Genomic DNA, 19,069 nt, shown 5'->3' with positions numbered 1-19,069 from the left:
TGGGGGTGTGCGGGCGCAGCCCCACACCCCCAGGGCGACTAGGCCCTCAGCACCGCCCCGGTCCGCTCGCCCGCAAGGGCGACCGCCGCGTCCCGAGCCGCGGAGGCCTCGTCCACGGTCAGCGTCCGGTCACCCGCACGGAAGCGCAACGCGTACGCCAGCGACTTCCGCCCGTCACCCAGCTGCTCCTCGTTCTCGTACACGTCGAACAGGCGGATGCCCTCGAGGAGTTCGCCCGCACCATCACGCAGCGCGGCCTCGACCTCGGCGTGCGGCACGAACTTGTCGACGACCAGGGCGACATCCTGCGTGGCCACCGGGAACGTGGAGATGTTCGGCGCCTGCGGGGTGTCGTCGCCTGCCGCCTCCAGGGCGTCCAGGTCCAGTTCCATCGCACAGGTGCGGGCGGGCAGCCCGAACGCCTTCACGACGCGCGGGTGCAGCTCACCGGCACGGCCGACGACGGTGTCGCCGATCACGAACTCGGCACAGCGCCCGGGGTGCCACGGCCCGTACTGACCGCCCCGCACGACCGGTTCGACCCCGGCCTCACGCGCGACCAGGCGACCGGCCTCGACCGCGTCGGCCCAGTCCGCCGGACGGCCCTTGCCCCACCAGCCGGCCTGCTCGCGCGCCCCGGCGAGCACCACGGCCACGTGCCGCGGCTGCTCCGGCAGCGCGGCGTCCAGCTCGGCGATCTCGGCGTCCGTGGGACGCCGGTCGACCGGCAGCACCGCGGCGACCCGCTGCTCCGAGCGCGGCAGGAAGACCAGGCCGGTCTCGAACAGCGCCAGGTCGTGCGTGCCCCGCCCGTCGTTGCGTCGCAGCGCACCGAGCAGACCCGGCAGCAGGGACGTACGGAGCGCGGGCTCCTCGTCGTTGAGCGGGTTCGTCAGCTTCACGACACGGCGGGCCGGGTCGTCGGCCTCCAGGCCGAGCTGGTCGAAGACCTGCTCGCTCACGAAGGGGTAGTTCGGCGCCTCGACGTACCCGGCACCGGCCAGCACCCGCCCGACCCTGCGGTGCAGCCGCTGGCGGTGGGTCAGGCCACGCCCGGCCGGCGGCCTGGGCAGCGTGGAGGGCAGGTTCTCGTAGCCCTCCAGACGGATGACCTCTTCGGCCAGGTCGTTGATCTCCCGGAGGTCGGGACGCCAGGACGGCACGGTGACGATCAGCTCGTCCTGCCCGTACACGTCGCAGCCGACCTCCTGGAGACGCCGTACGACGGTCTCGCGGCCGTAGGAGACACCCGCGACCTTGTCGGGGTGGTCCGCCGGGACGCTGATGGTGTGCGGGGCGGACGGGGCGACGACCTCGGTGACACCGGCCTCGGCGGTGCCGCCCGCGAGCAGCACCAGCAGGTCGACCGTGCGCTGCGCGGCAGCGGCAGCGGCCTGCGGGTCGACACCGCGCTCGAAGCGCCGGGACGCCTCGGAGGACAGCTTGTGGCGACGGGCCGTACGGGCGATGGAGACCGCGTCGAAGTGGGCCGCCTCGATGACGACGTCGGTCGTGCCCTCGGCTTCGGAGTGGTCGGCGATCTCGGTGTTGGCGCCGCCCATGACACCCGCGAGACCGATCGGGCCGCGCTCGTCCGTGATGACCAGGTCCTCGGCGTGCAGCTTCCGCTCGACGCCGTCGAGGGTCTTGATCCGCTCGCCCTCCTCGGCGCGGCGCACCCCGATGGCGCCCTGGACCAGGGTGCGGTCGTAGGCGTGCAGCGGCTGGCCGAGCTCCATCATCACGTAGTTGGTGACGTCGACGGCGAGCGAGATCGGGCGCATGCCGACCTTCTGGAGCCGGCGCTGGAGCCAGAGCGGGGAGCGGGCCTCGGGGCTCAGACCGGTGACGGTGCGCGCGGTGAAGCGGTCGCAGCCGAACGGGTCGGAGACCTGGACCGGGTAGCCGAAGGCGTTCGGGCCCGGCACGTCGAGGAGCGCCGGGTCGCGCAGCGGCAGGCCGTAGGCGATGGCGGCCTCGCGGGCCACACCGCGGATGGACAGGCAGTCGCCGCGGTTGGCCGTGACGGCGATGTCCAGGACCTCGTCGACCAGTTCGAGGAGCTCGATGGCGTCCTTGCCGACCTCGGTCTCCGGCGGCAGCACGATGATGCCGTGGCTGCCGTCGTCGCCCATGCCCAGCTCTTCGCCGGAGCAGATCATGCCGTGCGAGGTCTTGCCGTAGGTCTTGCGCGCGGAGATCGAGAAGCCGCCGGGCAGCGTGGCACCCGGGAGCACGACCACGACCTTGTCGCCGACCGCGAAGTTCCGGGCGCCGCAGACGATCTCCTGGGGCTCACCGGTGCCGTTGGCCTGGCCGACGTCGACCGTGCAGAAACGGATCGGCTTCTTGAAGCCCTCCAGCTCCTCGATGGTCAGCACCTGACCGACGACCAGGGGGCCCTTGAGGTCGGCGCCGAGGTGCTCGACGGTCTCGACCTCAAGACCCGCGGAAACGAGCTTGGCCTGGACGTCACGGCCGGTTTCGGTCGCCGGCAGGTCGACGTACTCCCGCAGCCAAGAAAGCGGGACCCGCATCAGATCTCCATCCCGAACGGCCGGGTGAACCGGACGTCACCCTCGACCATGTCTCGCATGTCCTCGACGTTGTGGCGGAACATCAGCATCCGCTCGATGCCGAACCCGAAGGCGAAGCCGCTGTACTTCTGCGGGTCGACGCCACACGCGGTCAGCACCTTGGGGTTGACCATCCCGCAGCCGCCCAGCTCGATCCAGCCCTCCGAGGAGCAGGTACGGCAGGGGCGGTCGGGGTTGCCGACGGACTCGCCGCGGCAGACGTAGCACACCATGTCCATCTCGGCGGACGGCTCGGTGAAGGGGAAGAAGTTCGGGCGCAGCCGGGTCTTCATGCCCTCGCCGAACAGGGCCTGGACCATGTGGTCCATGGTGCCCTTGAGGTCGGCCATGGTCAGGCCCTCGTCGACGGCCAGCAGCTCGACCTGGCGGAAGACCGGGGTGTGCGTGGCGTCCAGCTCGTCGGTGCGGTAGACGACGCCGGGGCAGATCACGTAGACCGGCAGCTCACGGCTGAGCAGCGAGCGGATCTGCACGGGCGAGGTGTGAGTGCGCAGCACGACACCGGACTCGGTGCCGCCCTGGGGTCCCTCGACGAAGAAGGTGTCCTGCTCGCCGCGGGCCGGGTGGTCCGGGCCGATGTTGAGCGCGTCGAAGTTGAACCACTCGGCCTCGACCTGCGGACCCTCGGCGACCTCGTAGCCCATGGCCACGAAGACGTCCTCGATGCGCTCGGAGAGCGTGGTGAGCGGGTGGCGGGCGCCGGCCGGTACGCGGTCGTACGGCAGGGTGACGTCCACCGCCTCCTCGACCAGCACACGCTGGTCGCGCTCGGCCTCCAGTTCGGCCTGGCGGGCGGCGAGGGCCTTGTTCACCGCGCCCCGGGCCTGGCCGACGAGCTTGCCGGCGGCGGCCTTGGCGTGCGGGGGCAGGGCGCCGATCTCGCGGTTGGCGAGGGCCAGCGGGGAGGCGCCCCCGGTGTGGGCGACCTTGGCCTCCTGGAGCGCGTCGAGGGAGTCCGCTGCGGCGAAGGCGGCGAGCGCCTCTTCCCGCATGCGCTCGATCTCTTCCGGTTTCAGGGCCTCGACCTCTACAGGGTCGTACGACTTGTTCGGTGCCGACATCTCTTCCCGTGCTTCCGATTGGCTGGCTGAAGGTCCCCGTCACCGACTCACGCCGACTCTTTCGGAGGGCCGTCCATGGGACACAAAGGTGCCAAAGGCCGAGTCTAACGGGGTGGGGGTGTACGAATGCGCCCGCGGGCACTCAGCTCAGATAGGCCGGAGCGCTCACGGGCAACGTAAATCGGAACTCGGCGCCGCCCTGGGGGCCGCGGCCGACCGTGATGGTGCCGCCGTGGGCCTCGACGATGCCCTTGACGATGTAGAGCCCGAGGCCGGTGCCACCGCGCTTGCTGCCCCGCCAGAAGCGGGTGAAGACGCGGTTCATGGACTCCTCCGGGATGCCGGGACCCTCGTCGCTCACCGTGACCGACGTACCGGTGTCCTCTCCCTCCCGGGGGGACGCCGTGGGCGTGATGTCAATCGTGACGGTTCCCTCGCCGTGCCGCACCGCATTTTCGAGCAGGTTGCTGAGCACCTGGTCGATCTTGTCGGGGTCGGCCCACAGCGCGGGCAGCGGCTGCTCCAGGCGCAGCAGGAACCGGTCGGCGGCGAGGCCCGCGGCGACGTAGGCCTGGATGTGGCGTCCGACGGCGGCGCCGATGTCGACGGGCTGGCGCCTGACCTCCAGGCGCCCGGAGTCGATGCGGGAGATGTCGAGCAGCTCGGCGATGAGCCGGGTGACCCGGTCGGCGTCCGCGTCGACCGTCTCCAGCATCAGGCGCTTCTGGTCGTCGGTGAACCTCTCCCACTTGGCGAGGAGGGTCGCGGTGAAGCCCTTGACGGAGGTGAGCGGGGAGCGCAGCTCGTGGGCGACGGTGGCGATCAGCTCGGCGTGACTGCGCTCGGTGCGGCGGCGGGCCTCGGTGTCGCGCAGGCTGACCACGACACGATGGACGGGTCCGGTGGGCTCGGTGCGCACGTACTGCGTGGAGACCAGGACCTCACGGCCGCCCGGCAGCAGCAGGTTCCGCTCGGGCTGTCGCCTGCGGATGGCGAGGCCGCCGTAGGGATCGGTCAGCTGCCACCAGCGCCGCCCCTCCAGGTCCTCTAACGGAAGGGCCTTCTCCAGTCGCTGTCCGAGGGCGTTCTCGGCGGGCAGGGCGGTGATCCGGGCCGCGGCGGCGTTGAAGCAGATCACGCGGCCCTGCTCGTCCGCGACGACCAAGCCGTCGGGCAGCTGGTCGGGATCGATGCCGAGCTCGGCGAGACCACCGGCGCAGGCCTCGGACACGCCTTGCGCGCTCCTCGTGCCGACACTCATCCCCGCACCCCACCTCTCAGGCGTCTGAGGGGCCCCCGAGCTGGTCACCCTACTGGTTCTCGGTGACGGAGCGGCACCCTCCGGGGGCGCGCTGTGCACGGGCTGACGCATAGAGACATACGGCGGCCGCGGTGGCGAGGTTCAGGCTCTCGGCCTTCCCGTGGATCGGGACGCGCACCACGGCGTCCGTGAGTGCGCGGGTCTCCTCCGGGAGCCCCCAGGCCTCGTTGCCGAAGACCCAGGCGGTCGGCCCGCCCATGGTGCCCTTGTCGAGCTCGGCGTCGAGGTCGTCGGTACCGGCCCCGTCGGCGGCGAGAATACGCACACCGGCCCGCCTGAGTCCCTCGACGGCCTCCTCCACGGGCACCCCCACGGCGACGGGGAGGTGGAAGAGGGAGCCCACCGAGGCGCGTACGGCCTTGGGGTTGTAGAGATCGACGGACGCGTCGGTCAGTACGACGGCCTCGGCCCCGGCGGCGTCGGCGCAGCGCAGGACGGTGCCGGCGTTCCCGGGGTCCCGTACGTTCGCGAGCACGGCGACGAGCTTCGGCCGGGCGGCGAGGATCTCCTCGAAGGGGGTGTCGAGGAACCGGCAGATCCCGACGAGCCCCTGCGGGGTGACGGTCGTCGAGATGTCGGCGATGACGTCCTCGGCGGCGAGGTGCACGCGGGCCCCGACGGCCCGGGCCTCCCCCACGATGTCGGCGTACCGCTCCGCGGCCTCGACGGTGGCGAACAGCTCGACCAGGGTGTCCTCGTGTCCCGCGGCCTCGCGCACGGCCTGCGGCCCCTCGGCGAGGAAGAGCCGCTCCTTGCCCCGGAAGTTCCGCCGGGCGAGCCGCCGGGCGGCCGAGACCCGGGGGGAACGGGGGGAGATCAACTCGGGGGTGACGGGGGGCATTCGACTCACCTTCGGTACCAATTTTCCGCACCACTCAACGCAACGGACCCGCGGGCAGAAACCCACGGGTCCATCCAGTCACGTCGGCCTAGGCCAAGTGCGACGTCACGCGGCCTTGGGCGCGTTCACGTCCGCCGGCAGCGCCTTCTGGGCGACCTCGACGAGCGCCGCGAAGGCGGTCGCGTCGTTGACGGCCAGCTCGGCCAGGATCTTGCGGTCGACCTCGATGTTCGCGGCCTTCAGACCCTGGATGAGGCGGTTGTACGTCATTCCGTTGGCGCGGGCAGCGGCGTTGATGCGCTGGATCCACAGCTGACGGAAGTCGCCCTTGCGCTTCTTGCGGTCGTTGTAGTTGTAGACCAGCGAGTGGGTGACCTGCTCCTTGGCCTTGCGGTACAGGCGCGAACGCTGACCGCGGTAGCCGGAGGCCGCCTCGAGGATCGCCCGGCGCTTCTTGTGGGCGTTGACTGCCCGCTTGACGCGTGCCACTTGTTAACTCCTTGTAGCGGGGCCGTGGTTGGACTCACACGGCCCGGTATCGATTGGGTCCCGGTCTAGAGGTGCTTCAGGCGCTGGGCGCCCGGCCTCACTTGCCGAGAAGCTTCTTGATCTTCGCGGCGTCGCCCGGGGCCATCTCGGCGTTGCCGGTGAGGCGACGCGTCACGCGGGACGACTTGTGCTCGAGCAGGTGGCGCTTGCCGGCGCGCTCGCGGAGCACCTTGCCGGAGCCGGTGATCTTGAAGCGCTTGCTGGCACCGCTGTGCGACTTGTTCTTCGGCATAGCGCCGTTCTCTCCTCGTCGGTGGCGCTCCGGTGCCCGGTCCTGAAACCGGGCACTGTGAGCGTCGCTCTTGTATCGGTTGGGTCCTGGGGACTCGCGTCCCCCGGGATCACGCCTCGGCGGAAGCCTCTGCCGGGGTCTCGACCTCGGCCTCGGTCTCGATGCCGGTCTCGTCCTCGTCGGACTCCGCGGCGTTCTGCGACTTGCCGGGGTTGGCCTTCGCGTCTGCCTTGCGGGCTTCCTGCGCCTGGCGGGCCTCGGCCATCGCCTCGGTCTTCTTCTTGTGCGGACCGAGAACCATGATCATGTTTCGGCCGTCCTGCTTCGGGTTCGACTCGATGAACCCGAGGTCCTGGACGTCCTCCGCGAGACGCTGCAGCAGTCGGTAGCCCAGCTCGGGCCGGGACTGCTCGCGACCACGGAACATGATCGTGATCTTGACCTTGTCGCCCTGCTTGAGGAACCGGACGACGTGACCCTTCTTGGTGTCATAGTCGTGCGGGTCGATCTTCGGCCGGAGCTTCATCTCCTTGATGACCGTGTGCGCCTGGTTCTTGCGCGCCTCACGGGCCTTCATGGCCGACTCGTACTTGAACTTCCCGTAGTCCATGAGCTTGCACACAGGCGGACGGGCGGTCGCCGCCACCTCGACCAGGTCCAGGTCGTACTCCTGCGCAAGCTCCAGTGCCTTGGCCAGGGGGACGATGCCCACCTGCTCGCCACTGGGACCGACAAGTCGCACCTCTGGAACGCGAATCCGGTCGTTGATGCGGGGCTCGGCGCTGATGGATCCTCCTCGGTTAGCACCACACGGCGGTCTGGCGGACAGCCGCGTATGTCATTTTCGTCAGACCTAACCGCGCCGAAGCATAAAAAATGCCCCGGACGATCACAGACGGGGCTCCAAACACTGCCGGAGCACCGCCGCGATGCCGCGGGGCGCGCTTTCGGGCGACTCCATCGTCCGTACGGAACGATGGTGGCCGCCTGACCGGGGTGACCCGCCGTCCCGGAGGGCGGTCGGGTGGGAGATCGGAGCCTCCACTTGTGGGCCGGTCACACTTACACACAGGTGTGTCCGGCCGGTCGTCACACAAGGTTAGCAGCAACCCGGGGGTGGTGCGAACCGGCGGGCGCCGGGCCCTATCGTGTGGGGCATGAGTGACACCCCTCCCGCGTCTCCTGACTCCCCCGGCTTCGACGAGATGACCCGCGACATCGCCGAGGTCCCCGCCGTCGAGGTGATCGTGACGGTCGCCGTCAATTTGATGAGCGCCGCCGCCGTGAAGCTCGGTCTGACCGAGGAGGGGGACAAGTACAAGGACCTGGACGAGGCCCGCAAGCTGATCCACGCCCTCGCCGGCCTGCTGGACGGCAGCGCGACGGAGATCAGCTCCTTCCACGCGGCCCCGCTGCGGGACGGCCTGAAGTCCCTCCAGCTGGCCTTCCGCGAGGCGTCCCTGGTCCCGGACGAGCCGGGCCACGGCCCCGGCGAGAAGTACACCGGGCCGATCTACGGCTAGCTCATCCCCGTACGTACAAGGGCTCGCCCGGCGGTGTGGCCCCGGCCGGCAGGACTGCCAGGTCGAGGCCGCGCACCAGGCGGGCCCTCAGTGTCTCGTCGGCGGCGAGGCGCTCGGCGACGGCCCGTGCGGCGTCCGCGGGCGTCGCGGACGGCTCCAGCACGAGGGCCAGGGTGCCGTCGGCCTGCCCCGGCCCGAGGTGGGCGCGGAGCACGGCGGGCTCGGCGGCCACGGCGTCCCGTACGGCCCCGATGACGGCCGGGTCGGCCAGCGGGTCGGCGTTCACGCGGCCTTCGGCGAGCGCGAGCAGCGCGGGACCGGTCAGCTCGAAGGGCACCGGGCCCGCCAGGTCCAGTACGACCGTGTCGGCCTTCTCGTGCGCGGCGGCCTGCAGCGCCTGGTGCAGGGGTACGGCGACGGGGCGGGCCTCGGGGTCCCAGCGGGCCAGGGACTCGGTGGAGGTGAAGGCGGGCAGGGCGGTCCGGGAGCCGGCCTTCAGCGTCGGGACGGCCATGTCGCTGGTCTTCTCGCGGCGCAGCCCGTTCTCGTCCTCCTCGACCTCGCCGAGCACGGCCACCACCGGGACGAGCAGCCGGGCGCCCTTGAGGGCCTCCAGGACGGGGCCCACGGCGGCGCGGTCCTCGGCCCACGCGCCGAGCGCCGCGCTCAGCCGGGGGTCGGCGGAGCCGTCGTCGTCGGAGAAGCCGGAGTCGGGAATGTTCTTGTTCGCCACGGTCACCGACCCTATAGGGGGCTTGCTGTTGCGGTTGTGCGGGCCCGGAAACGTGCCCGTGACGGCTTTCACGGGTTTCTCAGAGTTCGCTGACACAGCTCTAACGTCCGTCTAACGGCCCGCACAGTCGGCGGCCCGACGATCGGCGCCATGGAGTCCTCCAGAGCCGCCAGACGCCGCGCCCGCAGGTTCCCGCGACGGCCGTTGACGTACACCGCGCTCGCCTTCGTCGCCGTCGTCGGTGTCACGGCCGGCGGGACGGTGTACGTGAAGGCGCAGGCGCACTCCGGGAGCAGCGCCGTATCGTCGGCGGCGACGCCGGCGGTCGCGCCCTCGCCGGCGACCGCGACTGAGGAGGCGGCCGTGGCGGAACCCGTGGTGGATCTCGACGAGCGGCTGGCCGACGCCATGACGTCGGTGGACGTGACGGGCGAGCAGAGGGTCTCGGCGGCGGTGCTCGACCTGGAGTCGGGCGACAGCGCGGTCCACGGCGACGGCGCCTTCGACACGGCGAGCATCGTGAAGGTCGACATCCTGGCGGCGCTGCTGCTGCGGCACCAGGAGGCGGGCACGCGGTTGAGCGCGCGGGAGAGGGCGTACGCGGCGACGATGATCGAGAACAGCGACAACGCCTCGGCGTCCGCGCTGTGGGACGCCATCGGGAGGGCCGCGGGGCTCGACGCCGCCAACAAGACGTTCGGGCTGACCGGTACGCAGGGCGGTGACGGGGCCTTGTGGGGGCTGACCTCGACGACGTCCGCCGACCAACTCATCCTGCTCCAGCAGGTGTTCGGGGACGACTCGAAGCTGAGCGAGGCCTCGCGGTCGTACGTTCAGGGACTGATGGGGCGGATAGAGGCCGATCAGCGGTGGGGGGTGTCGGCGGCGGCCGACGGGTCCGGCTGGGCTCTGAAGAACGGGTGGCTGCCGCGCAGTACGACCGGGCTGTGGGACGTCAACAGCATCGGACGGGTGTCGGTGGACGGCCACACGTATCTGGTGGCCGTGCTGTCGAACGGCAACTCCACGCAGGCGAAGGGGATTTCGCTGGTGGAGGCCGCGGCGAAGGCGGCGGTGTCGGTGTTCACGGCCGAGGACGCGTCCGCGGCGGCCTCGGCGAACGCCACGAGTGCGGCGGCTCGCTGAGGCTGCGGATCCGCCTCAGAAGCCCTCGTAGGACCGACGGGGGCCGCGGCGGCCGCGCCACAGGAACACCGCGGCGATCAGCAGGGCCACGCCCAGGCCGCCCGCCAGCGGGGCCGCCCAACTGGCCATGTGCTCCTCCGACTTGGCGGTGTCCGGGCCCGGGCCGAAGTACTTCTCGCCGTAGGAGGCCGGCTGCAGGCCCTGCGGCTTCAGCCGGTCCGCCGCCTTGAGCGCCGCCGCGGGGTCGACGAAGCCGAAGCCCCGGGAGTCGTCGCGGCCGCCTGCGGGGGCGTTGCGGGCCGTGTCCTCCAGGAGGCGCTTGATCTGCGCGGGCGTCAGGTCGGGGTGGGCGGCCTTGACGAGGGCGGCCGCGCCCGAGACGAACGCGGAGGCGGCGCTGGTCCCCCACCCCTCGTAGTACTTGTGGTCGGGGTCGGCGATGACCACGTCGTCGCCGGGGGCCGCGACCGTGGCGTACCAGCGGCGGGTGGAGAAGGAGGCGCGGGTGCCGAACTTGTCGACGGCGGTCGCGGCGATGACGCCCGGGTAGGCGGCCGGGTAGGAGATGTGGTCGCCCTTCTCGCCGCCGTTGCCCGCCGAGGCGACGACGACGGAGCCCTTCCTGAGGGCGTACTGGACGGCGTCGTCCTCGCCGGCCTCGGGGTGCGCGGAGGCGGAGTCGTCGCCGAGGGAGAGGTTGATGACGTCGGCGCCGTGGTCGGCGGCCCAGCGGATGCCCTCGGCGAGGGCGTTGCCGCGGGTGTTGCGGGCCTTGGCGCGGGCCGGGTCGCCGTCCTCCAGGATCACGCGGACGGGGAGGATCCTGGCCTCGGGGGCGATGCCCATGACCCCGTCGCCGTTGCCGCCCCCGTGTCCGTGACCGGCGATGATGCCGGCCATGGCGGTGCCGTGCCGGGCCCAGGAGCGGTCGCCCCGGGTGGCGCCGAAGCCGATCATGTCCTTGCCGGTGAGGACGTTGCCGACGAGGTCGGGGTGGTCGTTCTCGACGCCGGTGTCCAGGACGGCGACGGTGACGCCGGCGCCCTTGGTGGTCTGCCAGGCCTGCTGGGTGTGCATGGCGTCCAGGGCCCACTGCTTGGCTCGGATGCCGTCGGCGTGCGCGGCGGTGGGCGGGACGAGGGCGACGGAGGCGGCGAGGAGGACGCTCAGGAGACCTGCCCTGCGGGTGCTGACGCTCATGAGGACTGCTCCGGGGGCGAGGTGACCGTCTTGCGCAGGGCCCGTTCGACGCGGTCGGCCAGGCCCTGGGCCTCGTTGCCGAGGCCGGCCTGGGCGGCGGGGGTGGTGTCGCCGGACTCCATGGCCTTCTCGGCGGGTTCCGGGGTGTCGACCGCACGGCCGTCCGCCCAGCCGGAGACGGCGTAGGCGACGACGGGGGCGTCGGTGAGGACGGAGATCGTCCAGGAGGCCCGCTGCCCGGCGCCGAACCCTGCCGCGAGGGTGTTCCTCGCGGCGTACGGGAGGGGCATCAGGTCGGTGCGGGAGCCCAGGCCCTCCCGGGTGAAGCGGGCGTCGAGGTCGCGCATGGCGGTGGCGTCGGCGTCGGTGAAGAGGAGGCCGACGGTGGTGACGTAGCTCTGGGTGGCGTCCGTGTAGGTGGCGCGCAGGAGCCGTTCGCAGCCGACGGGGGCGAGGGCCTTGCGCAGCAGGGGGTCGAAGGCGTCCTTGCAGCCGCTGTCCGGGGCGACGGCGATCCGCGTCCAGGTGCGGTCGGCCCCGCCGGGCCCGGCGCCCTGGCCGTCCACGGTCGGCGGGAACAACTGGTCGACGGGCACGCTGTGCCACAGCTCGCCGGCCTGGGTGAAGGTGTCGCCGCGCCCTTCGTCCCCGGAGCCCCCGATCAGCCAACTCCCGGTCACGGCACCGCCGATGAGCCCGAGTCCGAGCACGACGCACGCGGCCACGGCGACGATCCGGGGAGGGATCCGCACTCCCCACGACCGCTCCTTGTAACCGACCTCGGGCTCACCGAACGACACAACAGGCCGCCCGTTGCCGGGTGTTCCGTCATGCGGGGGCGGGGCGGCGCTCCAGGAGAGAGCGGGGTCGGGAGTGAAGGATGCGGTCCGCGGCGGTGTCGTGGGCGCCGGAGGCGTACCCGGGGCACCGGAGAGCGGCGCCTCACGCGTGGGGCGCGGCGGGAATCCGGGGCGGACGTCGGGCATGGGCGGTACGACGGTGCCGCCGGACTCCGCCCGGGCCGCGGACGCCGCCCCTGTACGGCCGTCCCCGGCCGTCGGAACGGGCCGCATCCGGAAGGTCGTCTCCGAGGCGGTCTCGGCGGGGGCGCCGGTACGACGCGGGGGGACGGTGGGCCGAGTCCTCGGCCGGGGCGGCACGGACGCACCGCCGGTGCCCGTCCCGCGCGGCTGGGCACCCGAGGCGGGCGGCATCGGGCCGGGGGCGGGTCTGCGGGGGTGCGTGGAGGGCGAGTCGGAGGTACCGGCGGTGTCCGCACCGCCGGAGGCCGGTGGGGTGTCGGGAAAGCGGGCCGAGGCCGGGGGTGGGGGCGGGATGCTGCCGGGGTACGGGGCTCCCGGGCGCTGCGCAGGTGCACCGTCCGCGGGCGTCGAGGGGGCCCGGTTGCCGGAACCGTCCCCGTCGGTCCTGCCGGAGTCGGACGTGCCGTGTGACTCGTCGCGCGACGGCGTCGAAGCCGAGCCGGTGCCGTTCGTCGTGCGTATCGGCGGCCGTCCCGCGGCGGCCGATCCCCGGGACGGCTCTCCGCCCGGCGCGCCGGACTCCCGTCCCGCGCTCATGTCGCCGAGCTCACGGGGTGCCGTACCGCCGAGGTCCTGTCGGCCCGCACCGGCACTCCCGAAGACCGGTCGGCCGGAGTCGCCGCCCCCCTGCGCGTCGCCCGGCATCTGGCCGTCCGTCTCCGGCCGGTCCTGCCAGTCGAACCCGCCGAACGTCGGTCGCGTCGCCGCCCCTGAGCTGCGTCGGTTCCGCTCGCCGAACGCCTGCCAGCCGGAGTCGTCGTTCATCCGTCCGCCCGGGTCGACCATCGCTCGCTCGACCGACTCGCCGGCCTCGCGTCGTCCCGGCTCCTCGGACGCGGAGCCGGGCCCGCCCTCGCCCGTCGCCGGCGGCTGGGCCGGCCGCGGTGGGGTCGTCGGGCGGGGAGGAATCGAGGCGCGGCGTGCCTCCGTGCTCATGCGCCCCCCGTTTCCTCATGTCCGGGCCGTTCGGTCGTGCGCGGGCCCTCGCCGGAGTCGTCGGTGTGGAAGACCGCCGTCCGGGCACGCATACCCGCACGGAAGGGCCGGCATCCCGGCGCGGCGGCGACGGGGGGCGAACGGCCCTGCGTGCGTGCGCGTCACTCTACGGGTTGTTCCTGGGCGAACGGGAACCAGTCCGCCGGGCCGGGGGCATCTGCCCGGAACGTCCCCCTACCCTGCGGTAATCCTGTCTGGCAGGCTTCGTTCATGACTGCACGCGCCGCCGACCGGGCCCGTTACGACCGGGCCACCGCCCATCTCGACGCCCCCGTCGCGATCGTGGACCTGGACGCCTTCGACGCCAACGCGGACGATCTCGTCCGCCGGGCGGCGGGCAAACCCATCCGCGTCGCCAGCAAGTCCGTGCGGTGCCGGGCCCTGCTCGAACGTGTCCTGGCGAAGGACGGCTTCGCGGGCATCATGTCGTTCACCCTCGCCGAGTCCCTGTGGCTGGCCCGGAGCGGTTTCGACGACATCCTGCTCGCCTACCCCTCCGCCGACCGCTCCGGGTACGCCGAACTCGCCGCCGATCCCAAGCTCGCCGCCGCCGTGACGGTGATGGTCGACGACCCCGCGCAGCTCGCCTTCATCGACGGTGCCCGCGCGGGCGGCACCGAAGTGATCCGGGTCTGCCTGGAGTTGGACACCTCGCTGAAGCTCCTCGGCGGCCGGGTCCGGGTCGGTGCCCGCCGTTCGCCGCTGCACTCCCCCGCCCAGGTCGCCGACATGGCCCGCGCGGTGACCCGGCGCCCCGGGTTCAAGGTCGTGGGGATCATGGCCTACGAGGGGCACATCGCCGGTGTCGGGGACTCCGTCGCCGGACGCCCGCTGCGTTCCCGGGCCGTCCGGCTGATGCAGGCCACCGCCCGCCGGGAGCTGGCCGAGCGCCGCGCCGCCGTCGTGGGCGCGGTGCGGGCCGTCGTACCGGACCTGGAGTTCGTCAACGGCGGTGGCACGGGCAGTGTGCAGCACACCGCCGCGGAGGACGCCGTCACGGAGATCGGCGCGGGGTCGGGGCTGTACGTGCCGAGGCTGTTCGACAACTACACGTCTTTCAGCGGGCGTCCGGCCGCGCTCTTCGCCCAGCCCGTCGTGCGCAGGCCGGGGGTCGGCGTGGTGACGGTCCTCGGCGGCGGCTACCCGGCCTCCGGCGCGGCAGGGCCCGACCGGCTGCCGGTGCCGTATCTGCCGGAGGGACTGAAGTACGACCCGCAGGAGGGGCCCGGCGAGGTGCAGACCCCGCTGCTCGGCGCCCCCGCCGACGACCTGCTGCTCGGCGACAAGGTGTGGTTCCGGCACGCCAAGGCCGGTGAACTGTGCGAGCGGTTCGAGCGGCTGCACCTGATCGAGGGGGACGCGGTGACGGCGACCGTGCCGACGTACCGCGGGGAAGGCCACACGTTCCTCTAGGTCAACGGTCCACGGACCGGATCCCCTCGGTGATGCGGTCCATGTCGGCGAGCGGCGGCCCGTCAGGCCCCGCGTCGAAGGCGAAGCGGACGACGAGGGCGTCGGAGGGTCCGCCGCGGGCCGGGGTGAGGGCCAGCGACTGGACGTAGGCACCGGGCCCCCGGGCCGTCTTCACGCGCCAGCGCACCAGGTATCCGGTGCCTCCGGCGACGGCGACGCGCTCCGACCTGACGAGCCGGTGGCTGCGGATGCGCCCGTAGGACGTGTCGGCGGCCTGCGGTATGTCCTGCTGGGCGAGGGCCGCCGGGGCTCTCGCGGAGCCGGCTGGCAGCGTGCGGGTGAAGACCCTGCCGCCGTCGGTGGTCATCACGACGTGGTCGCGGGTGACGTACTTCGAGGGGACCCAGCCGTCCGGCAACGGCAGGCTGATGCCGTCGAGTTCGTCGACCAGGCGGGACGGGGCCGGGGCCGGGGAGGCGGTGGTGGGCGTCGGGCTCTCGACCGTCGGTGCCGTGTCCGCCACCACGTCGTCCCCGTCGCCCCGGGCGAGGGCGAACGCCCCGCTGACGAGCGCGGCGACGAGGGCGGTCCCGCAGGCCGTGAGGGCGACGGCCCTGGCGCGCCCCGCGGCCCGGCCGGCCGCCCGTGGCGGGCCGGGGGCCTCGGGGGCGCGCCGGTGGTCCGTCCAGGCCGTCCCGTCCCACCGGCGCTCCAGCAGCGGAGCGTCGGGGTCCGGGTACCAGCCGGGCGGGAGCGTCCTGCTCATCGACGCACTGTAGGACGACCCCTACATCGGTGTGACGTACGCCCCCGAGATCCCGCCGTCCACGAGGAAGTCGCTGGCGTTGACGAACGAGGAGTCGTCGCTGGCCAGGAAGGCGACGGCGGCGGCGATCTCCTCGGCCTCGGCGAACCGGCCGACCGGAATGTGCACCAGGCGCCGCGCGGCCCGCTCGGGGTCCTTGGCGAACAGCTCCTGGAGCAGCGGGGTGTTGACCGGGCCCGGGCACAGGGCGTTCACGCGGATGCCCTCCCGTGCGAACTGCACGCCCAGTTCACGGGACATGGCGAGCACGCCGCCCTTGGAGGCGGTGTACGAGATCTGGGAGGTGGCCGCGCCCATCCTCGCCACGAAGGACGCGGTGTTGATGATGGACCCCTTGCCCTGCCGCCGCATGTAGGGGATCGCGGCCTTGCAGCACAGGTAGACGGAGGTCAGGTTGACCTCCTGGACGCGCTTCCATGCCTCCAGCCCGGTCTCCAGGATGGAGTCGTCGTCGGGCGGGGAGATACCCGCGTTGTTGAAGGCGACGTCGACGCTGCCGTAGGTGTCGTACGCCGTCCTGAACAGGGCCTCGACCTGCTCGGGGTCGGTGACGTCGACCTTGACGAAGAGCCCGCCGACCTCGTCGGCGGCGGCCTTGCCGCGGGTCTCGTCGACGTCGGCGCAGACGACGTGGGCGCCCTCGGAGGCGAGCCGGCGGGCGGTGGCGAGGCCGATGCCGCTGCCGGCTCCGGTGATGACGGCCGTACGGCCGACGAGGCGGCGGCACACGATCGGGTCGGTCGCAGAGGTCGAAGAGGTCACTGGGCGGGGCCTTCCGTGCTGATGAAGACGTTCTTGGTCTCGGTGAAGGCGGTCAGGGCGTCCGGGCCGAGTTCCCGGCCGAGTCCGGACTGCTTGTAGCCGCCGAAGGGGGTCCAGTAGCGGACGCTGGAGTGGGAGTTGACGGACAGGTTGCCCGCCTTGACGGCCTTGGACAGACGCAGCGCGCGGCCGATGTCGCGGGTCCAGAGGGAGCCGGAGAGGCCGTACGGGGTGTCGTTGGCGAGCCGGATCGCGTCCTGTTCGTCGGTGAAGGGCAGCAGAACGGCGACCGGGCCGAAGATCTCCTCGCGGGCGGCCTCCGAGTCGGGGGCCTCGCCGGTGAGGACGGTCGGCGCGAACCAGAAGCCGGGCCCGTCGGGCGCGCTCCCGCGCAGACCGGGCGCGTCCGAGGGCACCAACCGCCGCACCCGGTCCAGTTGCTGACGCGAGATCAGCGGGCCCATCTGGGTCTTCTCGTCGGCCGGGTCGCCCACGACCACGGAGGCGACGGCGTCGGCGAGCAGGTCACGGACCTCGTCGTACACCGACTCCTGGACCAGGATCCGGGTGCGGGCGCAGCAGTCCTGGCCGGAGTTGTCGAGGAAGGAGAAGGGGTCGACGGCCGTCTTCAGGTCGGCGTCCGCGAAGACGATGTTGGGGCTCTTGCCGCCCAGTTCGAGGGTGACGGGCTTGACCTGGCGGGCGCAGCGCTCCATGACGTCACGGCCGGTGCGGGTGGAGCCGGTGAAGACGATCTTCGCGACGCCGGGGTGCTCGACGAGGGCGGTGCCCGCGACCGGGCCGTGGCCCGGCAGCACCTGGAACAGGCCCTCCGGCAGCCCCGCGTCCAGGGCGAGTTCGGCGAGCCGCAGGGCGGTCAGCGGGGTCGTCTCGGCGGGCTTGAGGACGACCGCGTTCCCGGCGGCGAGCGCGGGTGCCGTACCCCAGGCGGCGATCGGCATGGGGAAGTTCCAGGGCGCGATGACGCCGACCACGCCGAGGGGTTCGAGAATGGTGACGTCGAGGCCGCCGGGGACCGGGATCTGGCGGCCGTTCAGCCGCTCCACCCCGCCCGCCGCATAGGCGAGCAGGTCACGGACGTTGCCGGCCTCCCAGCGGGCGTTGCCGAGGAGGTGACCGGCTTCCCGGACCTCCAACCGGGCCAGTTCCTCGACGTGTCGGTCGACCACGTCGGCGAACCGGCGCAGCAGCCGTGCCCGGTCGGCCGGTGCGACGGACGCCCAGCGTTCCTGCGCCTTCGACGCGCGGGCGACCGCCGCGTCCACGTCGGCCGCGGTGGCTGCGGGGACGGTGGCGACGACCTCTTCGGTGGCCGGGTTGAGGACGGTCAGTTCATGCTCGTACGACAACGAAGTACCTCTCACAGACGTCGACATCACAGACGTTCGAAGGAGCGGCGCAGCTCCCAGTCGGTGATCGCCGCGTCGAAGGCCTGGAGTTCGACGCGGGCCATGTTGCGGTAGTGCGCGACGACCTCGTCGCCGAAGGCGGCCTGGGCGATCGGGCTGTTCTCCCAGAGTTCGGCGGCCTCCCGCAGGGTGGTGGGGACCTGTGCGTACTCGGCGGTGTAGGCGTTGCCGGTGCACGCCTCGGGCAGCTCCAGCTTCTGCTCGATGCCGTACAGCCCTGCGGCGACAAGACCGGCGACCGCGAGGTGCGGGTTGACGTCCCCGCCTGGCAGCCGGTTCTCGAAGCGCAGGGAGCGGCCGTGGCCCACCACCCGCAGCGCGCAGGTGCGGTTGTCGTGGCCCCACGCGACGGCCGTGGGGGCGAAGGAGCCGGGCTGGAACCGCTTGTAGGAGTTGATGTTGGGGGCGTAGAGGAGCGAGAAGTCCCTGAGGGCCGCGAGCTGTCCGGCGAGGAAGTACCGCATCACGTCGGACATGCCGTCGGGGCCCGCCATGGCGTTGTTGCCGTCCGCGTCGGCGAGCGAGAGGTGGATGTGGCAGGAGTTGCCCTCGCGCTCGTCGTACTTGGCCATGAAGGTGAGCGACACGCCCTCCTGGGCGGCGATCTCCTTGGCACCTGTCTTGTAGATCGTGTGCTGGTCGCAGGTGACCAGGGCCTCGTCGTACTTGAACACGATCTCGTGCTGGCCGGGGTTGCACTCCCCCTTGGCGGACTCGACGGTGAGGCCTGCGGCCGTCATGTCGTTGCGGATCCGGCGGAGCAGGGGCTCGATGCGGCCGGTGCCCAGCACCGAGTAGTCGATGTTGTACTGGTTCGCCGGTGTCAGACCCCGGTACCGGGCGTCCCAGGCCTGCTCGTAGGTGTCCTTGAAGACGATGAACTCCAGCTCGGTGCCGACCTGGGCGGTGTAGCCGAGCTCGGCGAGCCGCTCCAGCTGGCGGCGCAGGATCTGGCGGGGCGCGGCGACGACCGGCGAACCGTCGTTCCAGGCGAGGTCGGCGATCAGCATGGCCGTACCGGCGTTCCAGGGCACGCGGCGCAGGGTGCTCAGGTCCGGGTGCATGGCGAAGTCGCCGTAGCCGCGGTCCCACGACGACATCGCGTAGCCGTCGACGGTGTTCATCTCGGTGTCGACGGCGAGGAGGTAGTTGCAGCCCTCGGTGCCGTGGTGGAGTACCTCGTCGAGGAAGAAGCGGGCGGCGAACCTCTTGCCCTGGAGCCGCCCTTGCATGTCGGGGAAGGCCAGGACGACAGTGTCGATCTCGCCGCTCGCGACGAGGGCGTGCAGTTCCTCGACGCTGAGCGGGGGTGTGCGGTCTGCCACGGGAGAGCTCCTTCGGCTGCTGCGCGTTTTTCCGACCGGGCCGGGAGCCATAAGGTATTGCTCTGAACCAT

Annotated in this window: 16 protein-coding genes and 1 pseudogene; 3 read left to right on the top strand and 14 right to left on the bottom strand. The window is 72.2% G+C overall.

What is annotated here, in order from left to right:
• Positions 1 to 38: 38 nt before the first annotated feature.
• The 7 genes and pseudogenes from pheT to infC all read right to left on the bottom strand — a co-directional run bounded on the left by pheT (position 39) and on the right by infC (position 7,413).
• Positions 39 to 2,537, bottom strand: a complete 2,499-nt coding sequence (pheT, locus tag RKD20_RS35715; protein ID WP_424881311.1) for a phenylalanine--tRNA ligase subunit beta — start codon at positions 2,535 to 2,537, stop codon at positions 39 to 41.
• Positions 2,537 to 3,658, bottom strand: coding sequence for a phenylalanine--tRNA ligase subunit alpha (pheS, locus tag RKD20_RS35710; protein ID WP_424881310.1), 1,122 nt, complete (start codon positions 3,656 to 3,658; stop codon positions 2,537 to 2,539). Before pheS ends, pheT begins: the two co-directional genes overlap by 1 nt.
• A gap of 142 nt (positions 3,659 to 3,800) precedes the next feature.
• Entirely contained in the window at positions 3,801 to 4,919 is a 1,119-nt protein-coding gene (locus RKD20_RS35705; protein ID WP_424881309.1) for an ATP-binding protein, read from the bottom strand.
• Between the two features lie 49 nt (positions 4,920 to 4,968).
• Positions 4,969 to 5,820 carry a TrmH family RNA methyltransferase gene (locus RKD20_RS35700; RefSeq protein ID WP_424881308.1) on the bottom strand — a complete coding sequence of 284 codons (852 nt, stop codon included), beginning with the start codon at positions 5,818 to 5,820 and terminating at the stop codon, positions 4,969 to 4,971.
• A 105-nt stretch (positions 5,821 to 5,925) separates the two neighbouring features.
• Entirely contained in the window at positions 5,926 to 6,309 is a 384-nt protein-coding gene (rplT, locus tag RKD20_RS35695) for a 50S ribosomal protein L20 (RefSeq protein ID WP_424881307.1), read from the bottom strand.
• Between the two features lie 97 nt (positions 6,310 to 6,406).
• Positions 6,407 to 6,601 carry a 50S ribosomal protein L35 gene (rpmI, locus tag RKD20_RS35690; protein WP_003977225.1) on the bottom strand — a complete coding sequence of 65 codons (195 nt, stop codon included), beginning with the start codon at positions 6,599 to 6,601 and terminating at the stop codon, positions 6,407 to 6,409.
• Between the two features lie 109 nt (positions 6,602 to 6,710).
• Positions 6,711 to 7,413 (bottom strand): annotated as a pseudogene (gene infC, locus RKD20_RS35685) (translation initiation factor IF-3).
• 345 nt (positions 7,414 to 7,758) lie between these two features.
• Here infC and RKD20_RS35680 point away from each other — a divergent pair.
• A complete protein-coding gene (locus RKD20_RS35680; protein WP_020117667.1) occupies positions 7,759 to 8,124 on the top strand; it encodes a DUF1844 domain-containing protein in 366 nt (121 codons plus the stop codon).
• Position 8,125: 1 nt separating this feature from the next.
• Here RKD20_RS35680 and RKD20_RS35675 read toward each other — a convergent pair whose 3' ends face one another.
• Entirely contained in the window at positions 8,126 to 8,857 is a 732-nt protein-coding gene (locus tag RKD20_RS35675) for an SseB family protein (protein WP_424881306.1), read from the bottom strand.
• A gap of 150 nt (positions 8,858 to 9,007) precedes the next feature.
• Here RKD20_RS35675 and RKD20_RS35670 point away from each other — a divergent pair, with 150 nt between their 5' ends.
• Positions 9,008 to 10,003 carry a serine hydrolase gene (locus RKD20_RS35670; protein WP_424881305.1) on the top strand — a complete coding sequence of 332 codons (996 nt, stop codon included), beginning with the start codon at positions 9,008 to 9,010 and terminating at the stop codon, positions 10,001 to 10,003.
• A gap of 15 nt (positions 10,004 to 10,018) precedes the next feature.
• Here RKD20_RS35670 and mycP read toward each other — a convergent pair whose 3' ends face one another.
• Entirely contained in the window at positions 10,019 to 11,203 is a 1,185-nt protein-coding gene (mycP, locus tag RKD20_RS35665; RefSeq protein ID WP_424881304.1) for a type VII secretion-associated serine protease mycosin, read from the bottom strand.
• On the bottom strand, positions 11,200 to 12,003 hold the full coding sequence (locus RKD20_RS35660; protein ID WP_424883395.1) for a hypothetical protein: 804 nt from the start codon (positions 12,001 to 12,003) through the stop codon (positions 11,200 to 11,202). Before RKD20_RS35660 ends, mycP begins: the two co-directional genes overlap by 4 nt.
• A gap of 1,449 nt (positions 12,004 to 13,452) precedes the next feature.
• On the opposite strand from RKD20_RS35660, the gene RKD20_RS35655 reads away from it, so the two are divergent.
• On the top strand, positions 13,453 to 14,655 hold the full coding sequence (locus RKD20_RS35655) for an amino acid deaminase/aldolase (RefSeq protein ID WP_424881303.1): 1,203 nt from the start codon (positions 13,453 to 13,455) through the stop codon (positions 14,653 to 14,655).
• A 1-nt stretch (position 14,656) separates the two neighbouring features.
• Here RKD20_RS35655 and RKD20_RS35650 read toward each other — a convergent pair whose 3' ends face one another.
• Genes RKD20_RS35650 through RKD20_RS35635 form a run of 4 tightly spaced genes read right to left on the bottom strand, consistent with a single transcriptional unit; the run spans position 14,657 to position 18,998 of the window.
• Entirely contained in the window at positions 14,657 to 15,421 is a 765-nt protein-coding gene (locus RKD20_RS35650) for a DUF2510 domain-containing protein (RefSeq protein WP_424881302.1), read from the bottom strand.
• A 21-nt stretch (positions 15,422 to 15,442) separates the two neighbouring features.
• Positions 15,443 to 16,243 carry a 3-oxoacyl-ACP reductase gene (locus RKD20_RS35645; protein WP_020117675.1) on the bottom strand — a complete coding sequence of 267 codons (801 nt, stop codon included), beginning with the start codon at positions 16,241 to 16,243 and terminating at the stop codon, positions 15,443 to 15,445.
• Positions 16,240 to 17,613: an aldehyde dehydrogenase family protein gene (locus RKD20_RS35640; RefSeq protein ID WP_424881301.1), complete on the bottom strand. Its 1,374-nt coding sequence runs from the start codon at positions 17,611 to 17,613 to the stop codon at positions 16,240 to 16,242. The genes RKD20_RS35645 and RKD20_RS35640 overlap by 4 nt, the downstream gene beginning before the upstream one ends.
• Before the next feature lie 26 nt (positions 17,614 to 17,639).
• A complete protein-coding gene (locus tag RKD20_RS35635; RefSeq protein ID WP_424881300.1) occupies positions 17,640 to 18,998 on the bottom strand; it encodes a glutamine synthetase family protein in 1,359 nt (452 codons plus the stop codon).
• Between the last annotated feature and the right edge of the window lie 71 nt (positions 18,999 to 19,069).

Origin of the sequence: Streptomyces sp. SLBN-8D4, from assembly GCF_049739545.1 — a bacterium.
Classification (GTDB): Bacteria; Actinomycetota; Actinomycetes; order Streptomycetales; family Streptomycetaceae; genus Streptomyces; species Streptomyces canus_C.
The sequence above is the reverse complement of the archived record's forward strand: the minus strand, read 5'-3'. Positions and strand labels throughout refer to the sequence as shown.

Bases quoted from the DNA above. Each gene is read 5' to 3' on its own strand.
- RKD20_RS35680 (WP_020117667.1), top strand. From the start codon at position 7,759: ATGAGTGACACCCCTCCCGCGTCTCCTGACTCCCCCGGCTTCGACGAG.
- RKD20_RS35655 (WP_424881303.1), top strand. From the start codon at position 13,453: ATGACTGCACGCGCCGCCGACCGGGCCCGTTACGACCGGGCCACCGCC.
- RKD20_RS35705 (WP_424881309.1), bottom strand. From the start codon at position 4,919: ATGAGTGTCGGCACGAGGAGCGCGCAAGGCGTGTCCGAGGCCTGCGCC.
- rpmI (WP_003977225.1), bottom strand. From the start codon at position 6,601: ATGCCGAAGAACAAGTCGCACAGCGGTGCCAGCAAGCGCTTCAAGATC.
- pheT (WP_424881311.1), bottom strand. From the start codon at position 2,537: ATGCGGGTCCCGCTTTCTTGGCTGCGGGAGTACGTCGACCTGCCGGCG.
- RKD20_RS35670 (WP_424881305.1), top strand. From the start codon at position 9,008: ATGGAGTCCTCCAGAGCCGCCAGACGCCGCGCCCGCAGGTTCCCGCGA.
- RKD20_RS35650 (WP_424881302.1), bottom strand. From the start codon at position 15,421: ATGAGCAGGACGCTCCCGCCCGGCTGGTACCCGGACCCCGACGCTCCG.
- mycP (WP_424881304.1), bottom strand. From the start codon at position 11,203: ATGAGCGTCAGCACCCGCAGGGCAGGTCTCCTGAGCGTCCTCCTCGCC.
- pheS (WP_424881310.1), bottom strand. From the start codon at position 3,658: ATGTCGGCACCGAACAAGTCGTACGACCCTGTAGAGGTCGAGGCCCTG.
- RKD20_RS35700 (WP_424881308.1), bottom strand. From the start codon at position 5,820: ATGCCCCCCGTCACCCCCGAGTTGATCTCCCCCCGTTCCCCCCGGGTC.